At 32.3% G+C, this 17326-nt stretch carries 15 protein-coding genes and 2 pseudogenes; 13 read left to right on the top strand and 4 right to left on the bottom strand.

Annotated features, from left to right (window positions below; all coding sequences use genetic code 11):
• Positions 1-8 precede the first annotated feature (8 nt).
• The 5 genes from COE49_RS23875 (at position 9) to COE49_RS23855 (ending at position 6191) form a co-directional block, all read left to right on the top strand.
• Positions 9-1772 carry a glycoside hydrolase family 36 protein gene (locus tag COE49_RS23875; RefSeq protein WP_098252124.1) on the top strand — a complete coding sequence of 588 codons (1764 nt, stop codon included), beginning with the start codon at positions 9-11 and terminating at the stop codon, positions 1770-1772.
• A 162-nt stretch (positions 1773-1934) separates the two neighbouring features.
• Positions 1935-3263 carry an alpha-glucosidase/alpha-galactosidase gene (gene melA / locus COE49_RS23870; protein WP_088229157.1) on the top strand — a complete coding sequence of 443 codons (1329 nt, stop codon included), beginning with the start codon at positions 1935-1937 and terminating at the stop codon, positions 3261-3263.
• A 290-nt stretch (positions 3264-3553) separates the two neighbouring features.
• Positions 3554-4387, top strand: a complete 834-nt coding sequence (locus COE49_RS23865) for an alpha/beta fold hydrolase (protein WP_098357545.1) — start codon at positions 3554-3556, stop codon at positions 4385-4387.
• Between the two features lie 156 nt (positions 4388-4543).
• The gene (locus tag COE49_RS23860; RefSeq protein WP_098946125.1) at positions 4544-5326 is read left to right on the top strand and encodes a VOC family protein; all 783 of its coding nucleotides are present in this window, start codon (positions 4544-4546) and stop codon (positions 5324-5326) included.
• A 115-nt stretch (positions 5327-5441) separates the two neighbouring features.
• A complete protein-coding gene (locus COE49_RS23855; protein WP_088229159.1) occupies positions 5442-6191 on the top strand; it encodes an aminoglycoside phosphotransferase family protein in 750 nt (249 codons plus the stop codon).
• An 87-nt stretch (positions 6192-6278) separates the two neighbouring features.
• Here the strand turns inward: COE49_RS23855 and COE49_RS23850 are convergent, their stop codons facing one another.
• On the bottom strand, positions 6279-7247 hold the full coding sequence (locus COE49_RS23850; RefSeq protein ID WP_098357544.1) for a phosphotransferase enzyme family protein: 969 nt from the start codon (positions 7245-7247) through the stop codon (positions 6279-6281).
• 107 nt (positions 7248-7354) lie between these two features.
• Between COE49_RS23850 and COE49_RS23845 the strand changes: the two genes are divergently transcribed.
• Complete coding sequence (locus tag COE49_RS23845; RefSeq protein WP_098252128.1) at positions 7355-8161, top strand: AraC family transcriptional regulator; 807 nt, start codon at positions 7355-7357, stop codon at positions 8159-8161.
• Between the two features lie 14 nt (positions 8162-8175).
• On the opposite strand, the gene COE49_RS23840 is transcribed toward COE49_RS23845, so the two are convergent.
• On the bottom strand, positions 8176-9867 hold the full coding sequence (locus COE49_RS23840; RefSeq protein ID WP_088229162.1) for a M3 family oligoendopeptidase: 1692 nt from the start codon (positions 9865-9867) through the stop codon (positions 8176-8178).
• 181 nt (positions 9868-10048) lie between these two features.
• On the opposite strand from COE49_RS23840, the gene COE49_RS23835 reads away from it, so the two are divergent.
• The 7 genes and pseudogenes from COE49_RS23835 (at position 10049) to COE49_RS23810 (ending at position 15348) form a co-directional block, all read left to right on the top strand.
• Positions 10049-11419, top strand: coding sequence for an aminotransferase-like domain-containing protein (locus COE49_RS23835; RefSeq protein ID WP_098252129.1), 1371 nt, complete (start codon positions 10049-10051; stop codon positions 11417-11419).
• Between the two features lie 265 nt (positions 11420-11684).
• The gene (locus tag COE49_RS23830; protein ID WP_088229164.1) at positions 11685-12101 is read left to right on the top strand and encodes a VOC family protein; all 417 of its coding nucleotides are present in this window, start codon (positions 11685-11687) and stop codon (positions 12099-12101) included.
• A gap of 123 nt (positions 12102-12224) precedes the next feature.
• Positions 12225-12408, top strand: a pseudogene (locus COE49_RS23825) (hypothetical protein); the annotation flags it as partial.
• Between the two features lie 15 nt (positions 12409-12423).
• Positions 12424-13350, top strand: coding sequence for a zinc-binding dehydrogenase (locus COE49_RS23820; protein ID WP_098946124.1), 927 nt, complete (start codon positions 12424-12426; stop codon positions 13348-13350).
• A gap of 81 nt (positions 13351-13431) precedes the next feature.
• Positions 13432-13497, top strand: a pseudogene (locus tag COE49_RS28525) (NmrA family NAD(P)-binding protein); the annotation flags it as partial.
• A gap of 147 nt (positions 13498-13644) precedes the next feature.
• Entirely contained in the window at positions 13645-14142 is a 498-nt protein-coding gene (locus COE49_RS23815) for a DUF421 domain-containing protein (protein ID WP_098946123.1), read from the top strand.
• Positions 14143-14718: 576 nt separating this feature from the next.
• The gene (locus tag COE49_RS23810) at positions 14719-15348 is read left to right on the top strand and encodes a class I SAM-dependent methyltransferase (RefSeq protein WP_098357684.1); all 630 of its coding nucleotides are present in this window, start codon (positions 14719-14721) and stop codon (positions 15346-15348) included.
• Between the two features lie 339 nt (positions 15349-15687).
• Here COE49_RS23810 and COE49_RS23805 read toward each other — a convergent pair whose 3' ends face one another.
• Positions 15688-16389 carry a class I SAM-dependent methyltransferase gene (locus COE49_RS23805; RefSeq protein ID WP_098946122.1) on the bottom strand — a complete coding sequence of 234 codons (702 nt, stop codon included), beginning with the start codon at positions 16387-16389 and terminating at the stop codon, positions 15688-15690.
• Entirely contained in the window at positions 16386-17288 is a 903-nt protein-coding gene (locus COE49_RS23800; protein WP_098946121.1) for an SMP-30/gluconolactonase/LRE family protein, read from the bottom strand. Before COE49_RS23800 ends, COE49_RS23805 begins: the two co-directional genes overlap by 4 nt.
• Positions 17289-17326 lie beyond the last annotated feature (38 nt).

Below are 17326 nucleotides of genomic sequence, written 5' to 3'. Positions count from 1 at the left end.
GAGAGGCTATGATCACACAAAAGGTAAACATTGAGGCCGTTCATGAAGATAGTGTCAAAGTCAAAATTGAACAAAGAGAAGAAAATGGAGTTTTATTTGTTCATATCCATATAGGATCAGAACAACCCATTGAATTCCCAAAAGTTAATTTAGTTTGGCATCACCCAATTGTTGATATTCAATCATATTGGCATCCAGGATCCTCCCGTAGTAAAAGTTTCGGTGTGGATTGGGATGGAGGTTTTTCTTCTAAAGCAACAGTATTAGCCCCGGTTGGCTGTTTCTATAATCAAGAAGGACAAAACAGGCTGGCTGTAGCATATTCCAATGCGATGGATACTGTTAATTTTAATTTGGGCGTCCATGAAGAAACTGGAACGATGAAAGCGCAAATCACATTATTTACAGAGCCATCTAAAGTTCGATCATCCTATGATGGAGTGATTCGAGTCGATATGAGGGATATTCCTTATTATCAAGCAATCCAAGATATTTCCGTGTGGTATGAGGGAATGGATGGATATGGGCCATCCTTTGTTCCGAAAACTGCGAAACTTCCTATGTATTCGACATGGTATAGCTTCCATCAGGACATATCTGATGATGAAATCGAGAAACAATGTGAGATTGCGAAACAGTTAGGGTGTGGGGCTGTTATTGTTGACGATGGCTGGCAGACAGAAGATGATCATCGTGGTTATGCTTATTGTGGAGATTGGGAAGTGTCTCCTAAAAGAATCGTGGGCATGAGGGAACATGTTGAGAGAGTACATGATTTGGGGATGAAATATTTATTGTGGTATAGTGTACCATTTGTAGGAATCTATTCAAAGGCGTGGGAGCGCTTCCGAAGTAAAATTTTATATTTCAATGATAATCTCCAGGCAGGAGTTTTGGATCCACGTTACCCAGAAGTCAGGGAATATTTGATATCTACTTACGAAAAAGCTCTGAAAGAGTGGAATCTAGACGGATTTAAATTTGATTTTATTGATTTATTCGATTTAAATCGAGCGGAGGGCCGAGCAATTCAATTTGATCCAGAACGGGATTATGAATCCGTACAGGAAGCGGTGGATTGTCTATTTACTGATATTATGGAAAGTTTAAAATTAATTAAGCCATCCATTATGGTTGAATTTAGACAAAGATATATCGGACCTTATATGAGGAAATATGGAAATATTTTCAGGGTAGGAGATTGCCCGAATGATGCAATTACAAACCGTGTTGGTATTATGGATCTACGCTTGCTATCAGGAGACACTGCTGTTCATTCCGATATGATTATGTGGAGTCCAGAAGATACGACTGAAAATGCGGCACTGCAATTAATCAATGTTATTTTTGGTGTACCGCAATTTTCCATGCGTTTTGAAAAATTAAATAAAGATCATTTTGAAATGGCAAAGTTTTGGCTAGGGTTTTCGAAAAAATACCAAGACGTTTTATTGAATGGTGATTTAAAGCCTACTGCACCAGAATTACTTTACCCGATAGTAGAAACTGTGAATGACTCAACCAAACTAATCGCCATTTACGCAGATGTTTGTATTAAGACTGGTACCAATATTCCCGAGGAATTTATTATTGTAAATGGCACTTTAAATGAGGAGTTCATCCTAGATTTAGAAAAAGATCTTATAAATATAACAATTGAGACATACAGCTGTACTGGAAAATTAATCCGAAAACATAAAACCAATCTATCCAAAGGGTTACATAAGATGGAGACAGAGAAATCTGGAGTTCTAATTTTTAGAAAGTCCTAAATCGGATTATGGCTTCATAAAAATGAATGCTGGTATTCAACTAGAACAAACTGTTTTTAGGAACACTGTAATGAGACGATTTTTTTCAAGGATTTTTATTCTAAAAAGTCGTTCCTAGTTGCGATAAATAATAAATTAAAATGGTTCATGAGGAGGAAAAAAATGTCTAAAATTACATTTATAGGTGCGGGTAGCACGGTATTTGCGAAAAATATTCTTGGTGATTGTATGCTTGTGCCAGCGTTAGAGGGATTTGAATTCGCACTATATGACATTGATGTGCAAAGGTTAAAAGATTCTGAGAATATGTTGACCAACTTGAAAGAAAACTTGAATAAAAATATTCAAATTAAAGCCTATTTAGATCGAAAGGAAGCGCTTAAGGACGCAAAATACGTCATTAATGCTATTCAAGTGGGTGGTTATAAGCCAAGCACAGTAATTGATTTTGAAATTCCTAAGAAATATGGTTTACAGCAGACGATTGCTGACACGGTAGGGATAGGCGGTATCTTTCGTAATCTCCGAACCATTCCTGTGCTGCTAGATTTTGCAAAGGACATGGAAGAGGTTTGTCCTAATGCCCTCTTTCTAAATTATACCAATCCTATGGCGGTATTAACAGGCGTGATGAATCGTTTTACAGCAATTAAAACAGTGGGCCTATGTCACAGCGTTCAAAGTTGTACAAGCGAACTATTCAAATCATTGGGCATGGATTCTGAAGGTGTTCAAGAAAAGATTGCAGGAATTAACCATATGGCATGGCTATTGGAAGTAACAAGAAATGGTGAGAATCTCTATCCAGAAATTAAAAGAAGGGCAAGAGAAAAGCAAAAAACAAAACATCATGACATGGTGAGATTTGAATTGATGGATAAGTTTGGATATTATGTGACCGAATCATCTGAGCATAACGCCGAGTATCATCCGTACTTTATCAAATCTAGATATCCGGAGTTAATCGAAAAATACAATATTCCCCTTGATGAATATCTGCGCCGTTGTGAACAGCAAATCAAAAGGTGGGAAAACATGCGGGAGGAATTAGTCAATAATAAGGCATTAGACCATGTACGCTCACAAGAATATGGTTCATGTATCATTGAAGCCATTGAAACGAATATCCCATTTAAATTTAATGGGAATATACTAAATACCGGAAGATTGATTAGCAACTTACCTGAAAAAGCCTGTGTGGAAGTTACGTGTATAGCGGATCGAAGTGGCATAACTCCAACGTATGTTGGAGATCTACCTGAGCAGCTTGCTGCATTAAACCGTACTAATATTAATACGCAGCTGCTAACCATTGAAGCCGCCATTACACGTAAACGAGAATATATTTACCAGGCGGCGATGCTAGATCCCCACACGGCCGCCGAATTGTCATTGGATGATATTGTTTCCCTTTGTGATGATTTAATAGAGGCACATGGAGAGTGGCTTCCGGAATTTATTAAAAAAGAGGAAAGTGCCTTCAGCTTGTAGGATTTTATTTTAATCAAGTAAAACAACGTACAAAGCTATATCAATCATAAATGATTTTTCCTGCAATCAGCAGTTACGATCTAGAAACTACTAAAAGTAGTTTCTATTCGAATGAATTCGAAAAGGTTTATGATTATTGCTGTCAAATCATAATATATTTTAGCGTAAAAGCTGCTTTCCTTTAAAAGAAAAGCAGCTTTTTGTGTGAGAAAGAATGCAGGAAAAACTTGAAAATAATAGAAATAAGTAAAGTGATAAATCAAAAAAACGAAATATGGAGGATAATTGTTTTGAAACGCTACTATATTAACAACGAAAAAATAAACGTACATATTACTGAATGGGGAAAAAATGACAAGCCCGTTATCTTTTGTTTACATGGATTAGGAAGTACGAGTTTAAGTTTTATAGAGATCGCTGAAGAATTAAAAGAAGAGTATAGATTCATCTCCATTGATGCACCTGGGCATGGTAAAACACCACCTTTAGAAAGAACAGAAGATTATGAGATGCAGAATTTAGCAAATTGGTTAAATGAAATAATAAATGAACTGAGAATCGCACATTTCTATTTTCTATCACATTCATGGGGAAGTTTTGTAGCGCTATTTTATTTATTGAATAATCCAGAAAAGGTATTAGGAAGCATTTTAATTGATGGAGGGTATCAAACGAAAAGGCTTAAAGAAGAAACGCTTCAAGAGGAAATTGCTTATTACGAAAAAGACTTTGATGAATACGTTTTTAATAATTGGGATGAGTTTTTCAAAAGTGAAAAAGAAGCTTATACTAGATGGTCTCCATTATTAGAACTTGCAGTAAAAGATCTTGGGGTTGAACTGGATAATAAAGTATGTTGGCATGCGAGGGGGACAACAGCTAGTGGTATAATAAGAGGTATGCATAAAGATGAAACAATTGATATATATGAGAAGTTACCATCTAATATTGTTTTACTTCGAGCTACAGTTCCGCAAATTTGGACGGATTATCGAGATAAGACAGTAAATATTTTTAAAGAAAAAACGAACAGTATAGTAAAAATAGTACCTGACACTACACACTTGTTACACTGGGATAAACCAGAAGTTGTTATAGCAGAAATAAAAGGTAATTGGAGCTAACCTACTCATACTAAAGTTGTAGTTTCAATATAAAAAATCAATCCTTCCGTTTGATTTTATCTATTTGTAATTGTAATAAAATACGAGTAGATAGTATATAGGGGGATGTAAAATGATTACACACATTTCAGATATTAAACTACAAACTGTTTCTATATTTCAGATATTAAACTACAAACTGTTTCTATAAAAGGAGTAAAACAAGTATACGGAGATATATTATCTTTTCCAATAAAAAAAGAAACAGCATCATTTATTCAATTTGAAGTAACACCATACACAACAATTAGTTTTCAGGAAGCATATGAACCAATTGCACCTGCGCATTTCGCATTTGAGATTCCATACTCAAAATTTCATGAAACGGCAAGATGGCTTGAAGGATCTGGACTACTCATTGTGAAGTGGAAAGATGGAAATACAATTGGTGAGGAGAACGGCCTATTCAATTTATACTTTAAAGACGGTGATGGAAATCTTCTCGAAATTATCGCACATAACTATGTTAAAGAAGATGTATTAGTACCGCATTCACCGTTAAATATTTTATACGTAAGGGAAATCGGTCTTCCCGTTAAAAGTGTACCTATATTTATGGAATGGTTGAAATCAAATCTAGATATGAAAACGATGGAAGATGGGGACATTTTCAACTTTGTTATAGGTGGAACTGCCTATATCGTTGCAACTTGGTGGCAGCGACCTTGGATTCCGATTGAGATGAAAGCTTTACCACCGAAAGTACACGTTTCTTTCGGAACACCAGATGAAGCATTTTTACAACGAATCCAAAATAATTTTAAGAAAAATAGTGTTCCGTTTGAATGTAAGCGTAATGAAGTATCGTTTATTCAACAGGGATATTCATTTACTGTCTTGCATACACCAGACTTTTATTCTGATATTCCTAAACAATTAAATCTACCACTTTCTATTTAAGGATAGAAAGTGGTAGATTTTTGTATCTTCGTGAAGAAGGTTTTCGTTATGATTACATTGAATTTAAATGATAAGATAAATCGTTATTAAAATTTATTTTAAGGAGGGAAACGAAGTGAATCTAGGTAATCCGATTGCAAGAGGGAATACAGCAGAAATTTATCTATATGATGATAAGGTTGTGAAATTATTTAAAGAATACCTCCCAGATACAGAGGCTATAAACGAAGCAAAAAAACAAAAATATACTTATTCATGTGGGCTGCCCGTTCCGAATGTATTTGAAGTGACAAAAATACAAGATAGACAGGCAATTATTATGGAATATGTAAAAGGAGACAATATTGGTGATCTCCTGCTTAGTAATCTAAATGAAGCAGAGCATTACATTGGCCTATGTGTTAATGAACAAAAAAAGATTCATGCTATACGAGTGAATACGGATGAAATGGAATCAATGAGGGAAAGGTTAGAGTGTCAAATTAAATCTGTACATAATTTGGATGAGAAACAAAAGGAAAATATATTGAAAAAGTTAGATTCAATCAAGTTTGAACCCAGATTATGTCATGGAGACTTTCACCCATATAATCTAATGTTGAGTAATGATAATGTGAAAATAATAGATTGGGTAGATGCTAGTTTAGGTGATATTCGTGCAGATGTGTTTCGTACCTATCTATTGTATGCTCAGGCTTCAGTAGAATTAGCTGAAATGTATTTACATATATATTGCAGAAATACTGATTTATCAAGAAATGAAATTTTTCAATGGGCTCCTATTATTATTGCAGCTAGGTTTTCTGAGAAAGTCTCTCCGGAAAACGAAATATATTTGAACAAATTATTGAACCTATATTTGTGATTAAAAGTAAAATGTTGCCTAGTATGTAATTAACTAATAAATGATGTTGCTCAACTAAAGTTTCCTTGTAGTTAAACAACATCCATTTTAAATATTGATACAGGGATACTTATTTTCAAGTTTCATTCTATAAAGATTCATTATCCGTACTTGTTCCTCAGTTAATTCTTCTTTATCCCAATACATATGCATTAAACTATATTCAAATATCTCCTTTAATTTTATAAACAAGGGAAGCTTGTCTATCATTTCTTTAGGTAATTCATTTTCTTCTTGATACCCATCAAGTATTGCTTTTGTAATTAAATTTTCATAGTCCGAAATATTTCCATTGCCGGCAAATGAGTATTCTATCGCGCTATAGATTGGAACTGCTAAATCGAATATGTAAAAATGTTTTTCACAGTCTTGAAAATCAATCATTGTTAAGTTTAAATCATTATCAACTAAAACGTTTTCTAGCCATAAATCCCCATGGATCAGGCCGTAGTTTGTAGGTGTTTTTGGTAGATTTTTTATGGAAGATAAAACATCAGATGCAATTTCTCTAATAATAGTCTCTTCTTTAGGAATATACTTAAGAAAATTATATTCTTCATTTTCATACCAATCGTTAATATGTTTTACTGGCTCGGTATTTTCAAAGTTGTTAGATATACGATGCAATTTACCAATCTGTTGACCAAGTTTTTTAAATACATTAGCATTCCATTCACTTCTTGGTAAATGTATGCCAGGGGCAGCTTTATATACTACTGCAAAAATCTCCTTGTCTAATGTTAATTTCTCAACTGAATTCCCAGTTAGTGAAGGTATTACGGGAGGAACACCTAAGCCATTTTGATATAAAAAATTTGTAAATGTAACTTCTTCTAACTGTTCTTTATACGTTTTATAGTTTGTAATTCTAATGAAGTAAGTACCTTCTTCCGCGAGACATTGATACATTTCGTTCGTTATGGATTTAATGTTAATAAAATTTAATGGATATTGTTCATTTATTAAGTGGAGTATCTCTTTTTCTAACTCGTTCATTGTAACTTCCTTTCTAAGCATAAATTTTCAATTGGAAAACTAATAATCTCTTAACTTACAAAATTCGTGTTTTAATTTTTGAAATCCTTTAAAATTGATAGAGTAGAGCTTTTAAAAATGTTTTTGGAATATATCCAAGAGAATTTCAACTAAACAAAATGCCTATTCAATCATTTGTTAAACTCAATATAGAAGGGGAGTGTAAAATGAATATTTCTAGAAAAGTAGAGGTTGAGCAGTTACGAAATACGAAGAGTGAGCTGTTTGATAAAGGTGTACTTCACATATTAAACGGTCAAATGATGTATGAAGAGTTTAAAAATGAAAAGCTAATGGGTGAGTCTGATTATGCACCATTTAACGAAGCGATGTGTGTAAATCTCGTTACTACACAAGTTTTTGATGAAGAATTTATTAAAACAAGAGCAACGGGGCATAATAGTTCAGTTGAGGATTATATAAAAAAAGTTATAGATCCATTACATAATCTTTTTAAGAACAAATATGAATGTATTGTCTTATGGTTTGGTGAAGATATGTTTTGTCAAATGAACCTACTTACAATACTTTCATACCTTGAACAGTCAGGATATGAGGGAAGAGTGGTTTTAAATAGCTTCAAAGAGGATGAATTCAAAGTCAGTCAAATTGAAATGAAGTTAGGAAACCATCACTCTGTATATACAGAAGTATTGGTGAATCATAGGAAACAATCTGTAGAGTTACTTCCAGTAATGTATCAGGCTGTAAACTTATATTTAGAAATGTTAAAAGAAGATAATGATGTAATAAAATTCATTTCCGAAAATAAAAATTTATCAACGCAAAAATTATTAACAAAGTTATTCCATCTTTTTCCAATAATCGGATATGGAGATTTTCAGTACATAGAATTGATTAATAAAATAAAGAAAAAAGCTGCACCTAAAATATAGGCACAGCTTTTTTCTTATATTTGTTCAAGTAATTGCAATTCTTTTTCTACAAATGCCATTAGTTCTTTAATTGTTTCACCTGAAAAATCAAAACGAATGCCAGCTGTCTCATATACTTCTTTTATGGATTTTGAGCTTCCTAGCGATAGAGCTTTTTTATAATTTACTAGAGCTTGGTTCGGATTTTCTTTATATTGTTTATACATTTGCAGTGCACCAAGCTGGGCGATAGCATATTCGATATAATAGAATGGCACTTCAAAAATATGCAGAACAGGTAACCAACTCGTTGCTATCCAGTTTTCGTAACCATCAATATGTATGACGCTCGACTGATAAATTTTTTGAAGTTGTAAGTATTTTTCATTTCTTTCTCCAGAAGTATGATTCGGATTTTCATAAAGCCAGTGTTGAAATTGATCTACGATAAGCATAACAGGTAAATATGAAATAACATCTTTAAAGAAGTTGATTTTCGCTTGTTTTAAATCTGTTGTGTTTGTATAGAAAGTATCCCAGTAGTCAATTGAGAATAATTCCATTGTCATACTAGCTAGTTCAGCTGTTTCAGCGGGAATTTCTATATATTGTCGTAAATCTAATGGTTTGATGAGTTCGTTATGAATGCTATGACCCATTTCATGTATGAAAGTAACAATATCATCTTGCGTATAGTTAAGGTTCATAAAAATATAAGATAATTGAGAAGTAGGTAAGTACTCACAAAATCCACCAGATGCTTTTCCTTTGCGGCTTATTAAATCGAGACAATCATGTTCATGCATTCGGTTTAAAAGTGCTGAAAATTCAACATCTAGTTTATTGAATATGCGAGTGCTTTTTTCAATTAAATCATTTTCATTTGTAATAGGTTTAAGTACTTTTTGATCAGGGGCTACAGCTGTTACATCCCATGGACGAAGCGTATCCACTTGTAGTTTCTCTTTTTTCTCTTGTAATATTTTATCTTTAAGTGGCACAACGTATTTACGTATTGATTCAGCAAGTTCATAGCAATCTGCTGCTGTATAATCAAAACGCTCATATTTTTTGAACATATAATCACGATAATTCTCTACTTGAATGTTTTTTGCCTTTTTATGGCGAATTTCAATTAATTGATTTAGTATGTTTTGAAGTTCTTTTTCAACAGATAAAAACTGTTCAGAAATAATTGTTTTTGCCTGTTTACGGATATCACGATTTGGATCTTGTAAATATGATTGTAATTCCGTAATTGTTTTTTCTTCGCCGTCCCAAGTTCCACTTAAACTCCCTGTAATTTCAAAGTACTCTGTTACTAATTTGTCTTCTTTAATTTCTAATTCTATGTTTTCCTCGCAAAATAACGTTTGAGCATTTTTTATTTTCACATCTAATAAACCATATACTTTAGAATCTAATTCCATTCGAAAAGGTGACTGTAAGTATTTATTATTAAATAAATGTTGATAACGTTTTAAAAGAGGTCTTATAAACTGCTGATCATGTTCAAAAGTATCTTTTATTTCTTTATTATTTGTATTACATTGAAAGGCAATATAGTGTGATCTTAATTGTTCTTCAATTTCCCAAATTAATTTAGATTGCTCTTTTAACCAATTTTCAAGGTCTTGTTTTGAGGAAATCACTTCATTTAATAAAGTCGAAAGAGCTTTTTCTAATTCAATTACATTACTAATATCAATCGTATTTAAGCGCTGCATTATATATCCCTCACTTTTTATTTATTCATGGAGATATTCTATTCATGAATTATAATTCCTTTGTTAAGTGGAGAAATTGTGAAGTAATATATAATTGAATAAAAAATCTAAATAGAAATTCGAAAAAGTATGTTCATAAATATAAGCTGTAACAATACAAAATTGCTGAAGAAGGTGTGAGATGTATAAGTATTTACATGTTTTAAACAACATAGAAAATATGATTCAAAATGGAGAGATAAAAGAAGGGAAGAAATTACCGTCTATTCGGACACTCGTTACGCAATATGAATGTAATAAGGCGACAGTTATACGTGCATTTCATGAATTAGAAAAGCGTCATATTATTTATTCCGTTCCTCAAAGTGGATACTACGTTGTTAAAAAATCAGGGAGTACCATAGAAAATAACGAGATAATTGATTTCGCTTCTTCAGCACCAGATCCAGATGTTTTTCCGTACTTAGATTTTCAACATTGTATTAATAAAGCCATTGATACATATAAAAATGATTTATTTGTATATGGAACGCCGAAAGGTTTACCATCTTTAATTACGGTTATTCAAAAACAGCTGGCAAACTATCAAGTCTTTACAAAAGAAGAAAATATTTTTATAACGTCAGGTGTGCAGCAGGCGCTTGCTATATTAACTTCTATACCATTTCCGAATGAAAATGAAACGATATTAATTGAACAGCCAACGTATCATTTGTATATTGAATACCTAGAAATAAATAACATTCCTGTACTCGGTATTAAGCGTACAAATGAAGGGATTGACTTGAGTGAATTGGAACGTATATTTCGAACAGGAAAAATAAAATTCTTTTATACGATACCGAGATATCATCATCCGCTCGGAACGTCTTATTCAAAGGATGAGAAAGAAAAAATCGTACTGTTGGCTAAAAAATATAATGTATTTATAGTGGAAGATGACTATTTAGCAGATTTAGAAACTGATTCAAAAGCGGATCCGTTATATAGCTTAGATGATTGTAACCATGTAATATATTTGAAAAGTTATTCGAAGATTATTTTTCCAGGTTTAAGAGTCGGTGTAGCAGTTATTCCACCGGCTATTGCAAATGCTTTTCATAAATATAAAAAAATTTTAGATATTGATAGTCCAATGATATCTCAAGCTGCTTTAGAAATTTATATAAAGAGCGGTATGTTTGAACGTCATAAAAGTAAAATTAATTCTTCCTACTACAATAGATCAATAAAACTAGCAGAAACATTAGAAAAAGTGCAAAATGAAAACCCACTTTTATTTACGTTTAAAAAGCAAAAAATATTTGGAATACACACTTGTTTAGAAATACAGAAAAACATATTTACAGAAACATTTATAAAAAAATTAAGAGAAAATCAAATAAGTATCGATTCAATTGATAGAAATTATTTAAATGATTTTCATAAAGAAAAGTTGTTAAAGTTAAACGTATCCAATGTAAAAGAAGATAAGATTGAAGAAGGTATTCGTAAACTAATTGAGGAAGTAAAACAATCGGGACGTCTAGATTTTCAATTTAAAAAAGAATAATACTTAAAAGGAGGTTTGTTATGAAATGAAAAATAATAGCCTTGTATGTATTGTTGTGAAGTCACTATAAAATTGTTAAATTACAAATGATATCGGAAACATTTACAATGAAGATACTTAAAAATCTCAGCCGTAATATGTCATTAAAGGGTCATTTTCTAGAATAAGAGATAGGATTATTTATAAGGAAATCGAAATTAATTCAGAAAATGTTATTTCGTTTAGTATTGAGAAGTACTACTCAATAGTATGGAGGGAATCGATTATGAACGATACAAAGACATTACGAGGACTAACCACAGTTAGTTTTTGGGCGGATGATTTAGAAGCAGCAAAGAAGTGGTATGCTGAGCTATTAGGTAGCGAACCATATTTCGAACGTCCAGGATATGCCGAATTTCGCCTTGGCGACTACCAACACGAGCTAGGTTTAATCGATAGCCGTTATGCGCCAGATGGTTCAGTGACCGGACCATCTGGTGCTATTGTGTACTGGCACGTTGATGATGTAACAGCAACTTTCAATAAGTTGCTGTCTATGGGAGCGAAAGAGTATGAGGCACCTACAGAGCGCGGCGAGGGATTCATCACCGCTTCCTTAGTTGATCCCTTCGGAAATATATTAGGCATTATGTACAATCAGCACTATTTAGATGTGCTGATTTCGAGCAGAAAAGTATGAACCACGCCGTTGCACAGCGAGGTATGGGTTGCGATGCTAAATCTAAATAAATTTAATTAATTATATTTTAACCCCATTCTTAATATCGGAACGGGATTATGCTTATTTTAGGTATTGTATTGTCATTTTATAGCATCAGAAACTCCTTTCTTCGTTGGACGCAAGCGATCCAAATGTTCATGAAAAAACAGACCGTACAATTAGTTCGTCGGAATTAAGAAGAGAGTATGTTTTTACAGATATAGATGGAATATGTACATTTATTATTAAAAATAGTTCAAAAGCTAATTTGAATACATTTTCATAAAAAGAGAGGGTATGAATGAAACAATATAAATTAGTTTTAGAAGGACTTAAACAACTAAAGTGGCAACCATGTGAAATTAGGACCATTCAGGATGATGAAATTATAGTTAAAACAATCGCAGGTGCAATAAGCATTGGGGCCGAGTTACCACAGTATAAAGAATCAGATGTTACAGATATTAATCCTTTTTATCCAAGAAAAACTGGATATGAAAGTTATGGTGAAGTTATCCAAGTTGGTAATAAAGTAACAAATTTAAAAATAGGTGATAAAGTAGTTTCCTTTTATGGGCATCAAACGATAGGGATAGTTAAGGGTCATAAAGTTATTCAAGTACCTAGTTGTATAAAACCTAAAGTTGCCTTATTATCCATCCTTTCATGTGATGCTGCTAAAGGGGTATTAAAACTAAATCCAGGTAAAAATAAAAAAGTACTTATAACTGGATTGGGAGTTATGGGTTTGCTCGCTTGTTATTTCTTGAAATACTATGCAGGTGTTGAGCATGTGGATGTTGTTGAACCTAATAGAACTAGAAGAGAATTTGCAAAGAAATTTGGTGTGAAAAACATATATGATTCAGAAGAGAAAATAATAGAAACATATAGTTATGGTTTCGAATGTTCTGCTACAAATAGTGGATTTCGTACATTGCAAAATGCTCTAAATAGTAACGGTGTAATATGTATACTTTCTGATGGTAATAAAGAAGAACTAACATTAACCGCCGAATTTTATGAGAAAGAATTGCAGATCATTGGGTCAAGTGACGGATATGATTATCAAAAACATGCAGATTGGTTTTTTAGTCAAATAGAGCAAACACCATTTATAGAAGAGATTTTTCAACATGAAATTCATTACACTACACTTGAACAATGTTTTGAGGAATTGAGTGAAGGGATAATAAATCCTTTAAAAGTGTTTGTTTCATATGAATAACATATAAATCTATCAATTACTTGTCACATATCTCATATATATTTCGTCACTTTTATGATTACTAAATGAGGAGGAACATATATGAAAATATTTGTGGCAGGTGCAACGGGGGTAATAGGACGTTCTTTATTGCCAATGTTAATAAAAAAGGAGCTCCAAATGATAAAGCACGTGTCACCTTTATATCCTTCATGGTCTGAAGGGTGTGAAAATTCATTGATTGTGTAAAAAATATATAATTCATCCTTTAATGGAGAACACTATTAATATTCAACATTAAAGGATTGAACGATAATGACTATACTATTTGAAAGTATTATTTTAATTTTGACTGGGATTTTTGTTTTAAAAATGACAGGAAGTATATCTGTTAGCCAAATGACTCGGGCTGAAATTATTATTGTTGTTTCTATTGGACGTATTATTGTAGAACCAGTTTTAAGTAGGAAAGTGATACCATCTATTGTTACTGCTGTTATATTTTCAAGCATTTTACTCCTCATTCATTTTTTAGAATTGAAATCACGAAAAGTGGAAGAATTTTTAAATGGAAGCAGCATCGTTATTGTTGAAAACGGAGAAATTATTAAAGGCGGCTTATCACAAGCAAAAATGTCAGAACAACAATTATATATGCAATTAAGAGAAAAAGGGATTCATGATTTAAAGAGTTTACAGCAAGTTACAGCAGAACCAAATGGGCGAATTGGATATCAGTTAACAACTAAAGTACAACCGATAACGTTGGAAATGTTAGAACAAGTTTTAGATCAATATAATTTGAAAAAGTAATAAAGAAAAAGTCAAAACTGGAATTGTATTTTTGGCTTTTTTCATCTACAAATGAATAGGGAATAGTTTGTATATTTAAACTCAAATTATAATATAAAAATTATTCACGAATAAAAAGGACAAGCATATATTGTCCATATCCACTTAACTTTCGTTAGGGGGTATCTCAAAATCCCTAGAAAGAGCACTTGCGGAAACAAGTGCTCTTTTATTCTTTTATGTTAAGTTAGGTGAAAAGAAATGTTTTCGCACAGTTTATTTGGATTATTAAAAAGTGAAATTAAATAGAAGGGTGGATGGATAACGCATCGATTTTTAAAACAATCTTTAAATTAGATATAGCCATATTAATATGCTATATTCAATGAAGCTAGAATGATTAAGATTAGTGAAACAAGGTGTATGGAAGAGAAGATTACATTTAGATTAACGGAACAAATATCCTTGTAGAGGAGTTTTTTGTATTTTGTATTTTGTACATAAAATGTGAGAGTGCTCTAGGATTTACATATACCAACGAATAGTTTGTACAATTAATGATCTATAATTATATAAAGAATAAGGAGATAGAACATAATGGAATTTTGGGAATCAAGTTTTATCGAGAAACAAACGATGTGGGGATTTGAACCTACAGATTCTGCAATTTTGACAAAGGATTTTTTCCTTGAAAAGAACGTTAAGGATATTTTGATTCCGGGTATTGGATATGGTAGAAACGCAAAGGTTTTTATCCATAATGGTATAAATGTAACAGGTATTGAAATTTCAAAAACGGCCATTGATTTAGCAAAGCAAAACGGACTAGAAGGTATTAGAATACATCATGGTTCGGTAAATGATATGCCTTTTGATCGCAACCTGTATGATGGAATATTTAGTCATGCGCTTCTTCATTTGTTGAATGAACCGGAGAGGGAGCAGTTTATTAAAGATTGTTATAATCAGCTAAAACCAGGTGGATATATGGTTTTTACAACAGTTTCTAAAAAAGCTCCAATGTATGGAAAAGGAAAACAGTTGGATCAAGATTATTTTGAGATAATGGAAGGCGTAAAAATGTTTTTCTATGATGAGGATTCTATAAAACAAGAGTTTAATAAATATGGACTAGTACAAGTTTCGGAAATTGACGAACCAAATAAGAACATGGAAAATAAACCATCAATCAATTTTTTAATGATAAAATGTACGAAAGAGAAATAAGTTTTTAAATAGTACGGATAATTGATATATATTAATTGTACACAAATAAAAGGGACAAGCATATATTGTAAATACCTCTTAACTTTAAGTAACATTAACTTTCGTTAATAGGATATCTCAAAATTCCGGAAAAGAGCACTTGCGGAAACAAGTGCTCTTTTATTTATGTAGTAATAAATTTAAGTCCTATTATTTGGATTTTTAAACCATAAATATAGAAAATATTTTTTTGGTATTACGATTTAAGCAGTAAGCGATTCTTATGGAGAAATCGTAATTGTAATGGAAGGGTATGTCAGTAAATAGGTAATGAAGTATTGTCCTAAGTGTTTTATAATATTATTTCTGTACGACAAACGTAATCGCATTCGTCTTTAATTGAATGTGTCTTTCATTACGAACTATCTCATACGCCAATTCTTTTATTTCAAATTTTATTTCTTTCCATTCCTTATAAATGCTTTTTAAGAGTTGTATCATATCTTCAGTAGGAAGGTTAATTTCAATTAAAGCATCTAATTCTTCATTCGTATGTAAGTCAATTTCTTGTATGTTCGAGTTAATAATTAAACAAATGATACCACCAGTCTTTGTACCTTCTTTCATAGAATGGAGCACGTTTGTTAAATCTTCTTCTGATTTAACATGCTCTAAACTGGATACTGCAACGATATAATCATAAGCGTTAGCGTCGATATGATAGTTTTCAATTGCTGCTTGTACGGTTTTAATAGTATTAATGACACCATATTCTTTACTATAAGTTTGTAGTTTTGTCAAAGCAGAATCAAGTAAATCGACACATGTAACAATGCCGCTAGTATTTTGTAGCTTTTGTGCAATTGGAATGCTATTTCTTCCGACGCCGGATCCAAGGTCAAGTACTTGTAAATTGTTTTGCCCTTCAAAGTAGTCCATTAAGTCCATAACCGTTTTAACCGGTTTGTTAAGCCAAGATCCAGTTTCAAATAGTTTATATTGTTCATAGCAAAGATCGTGATATTTCTTTTCTTCTTGTCTTATGTATTTGATACGATTCATATTGTTTCAGCTCCAATATTTTTATTGAAAAATGAATAGGTAGGACAACCTTTAACATTTGTTTGAATTCGAAAGATACTACCAGCATGTGGATACTTCTTTAATTCGTCATCCGTCATTCTTGTTCTAGCTGTTGTAACATATAAATCTGTTAAATTAGGCCCGCCAAATGTACACGACGTTACATATAACGCTGGAATTGGAATACTCAATATTTGTTCTCCAGTTAAAGGGTTCCACCTAGTAATCTTTGAACCTCCCCAATGAGCAATCCATAAACAGCCTTCTTCATCAATTGTCATACCGTCGGGTAGCCCATCATTTTTGTGGAAAATGATTACATCACTTGGATTACGAATTTCTCCAGTACGTATATCATAATGATAGCGAACCACTTTTTTAGTAGGTGTATCAATAAAGTAAAGGTATTTATGGTTAGGTGACCAAGCAATTCCATTTGATGTATTTACATGTGAAACTTTTTTCTCGACACTTAAATTATTATTTAAACAATACAAGGAACCTGTAGCATTAATACCGTATGTATCTGTAGTACCTGCCCAGAAGCGACCAGCTGGATCACATTTCCCATCATTAAAACGATTTTCAATTAAGTGTGGTTCGGGGTCAAAAATATGTGTCAGTTTTTCAGTATTTAGATTAAGAGAATAAAAGCCGCTTTCCATTGTTAAAAGTACTACATCCTCTACATATGGTACAACACAGCCAATTTGCTGATCGAGGGTGATTACTCGGTTCGTATTATTAGTAGGATTATAAATGCACAATTTTTTCTCCATAATATCAACCCAGTATAAGAGCTGTTCCTTTTCATTCCAACATGGTCCTTCAGCTAAACTAGCTTTAGCAGCTAAAACTAATTCTATATTACTGAACAAGATGTTCACCTCATTTTATAAGATATTTATATAATTCG

Origin of the sequence: Bacillus sp. AFS029637 (genome assembly GCF_002584985.1) — a bacterium.
GTDB lineage: Bacteria > Bacillota > Bacilli > Bacillales > Bacillaceae_G > Bacillus_A.
Note: the sequence above shows the minus strand (reverse complement) of the source record. Positions and strands in the feature narration are given on the sequence as shown.

Bases quoted from the DNA above. Each gene is read 5' to 3' on its own strand.
- COE49_RS23875 (WP_098252124.1), top strand. From the start codon at position 9: ATGATCACACAAAAGGTAAACATTGAGGCCGTTCATGAAGATAGTGTC.
- melA (WP_088229157.1), top strand. From the start codon at position 1,935: ATGTCTAAAATTACATTTATAGGTGCGGGTAGCACGGTATTTGCGAAA.
- COE49_RS23850 (WP_098357544.1), bottom strand. From the start codon at position 7,247: ATGCTTAGAAAGGAAGTTACAATGAACGAGTTAGAAAAAGAGATACTC.
- COE49_RS23840 (WP_088229162.1), bottom strand. From the start codon at position 9,867: ATGCAGCGCTTAAATACGATTGATATTAGTAATGTAATTGAATTAGAA.
- COE49_RS23835 (WP_098252129.1), top strand. From the start codon at position 10,049: ATGTATAAGTATTTACATGTTTTAAACAACATAGAAAATATGATTCAA.
- COE49_RS23830 (WP_088229164.1), top strand. From the start codon at position 11,685: ATGAACGATACAAAGACATTACGAGGACTAACCACAGTTAGTTTTTGG.
- COE49_RS23820 (WP_098946124.1), top strand. From the start codon at position 12,424: ATGAAACAATATAAATTAGTTTTAGAAGGACTTAAACAACTAAAGTGG.
- COE49_RS23815 (WP_098946123.1), top strand. From the start codon at position 13,645: ATGACTATACTATTTGAAAGTATTATTTTAATTTTGACTGGGATTTTT.
- COE49_RS23810 (WP_098357684.1), top strand. From the start codon at position 14,719: ATGGAATTTTGGGAATCAAGTTTTATCGAGAAACAAACGATGTGGGGA.
- COE49_RS23805 (WP_098946122.1), bottom strand. From the start codon at position 16,389: ATGAATCGTATCAAATACATAAGACAAGAAGAAAAGAAATATCACGAT.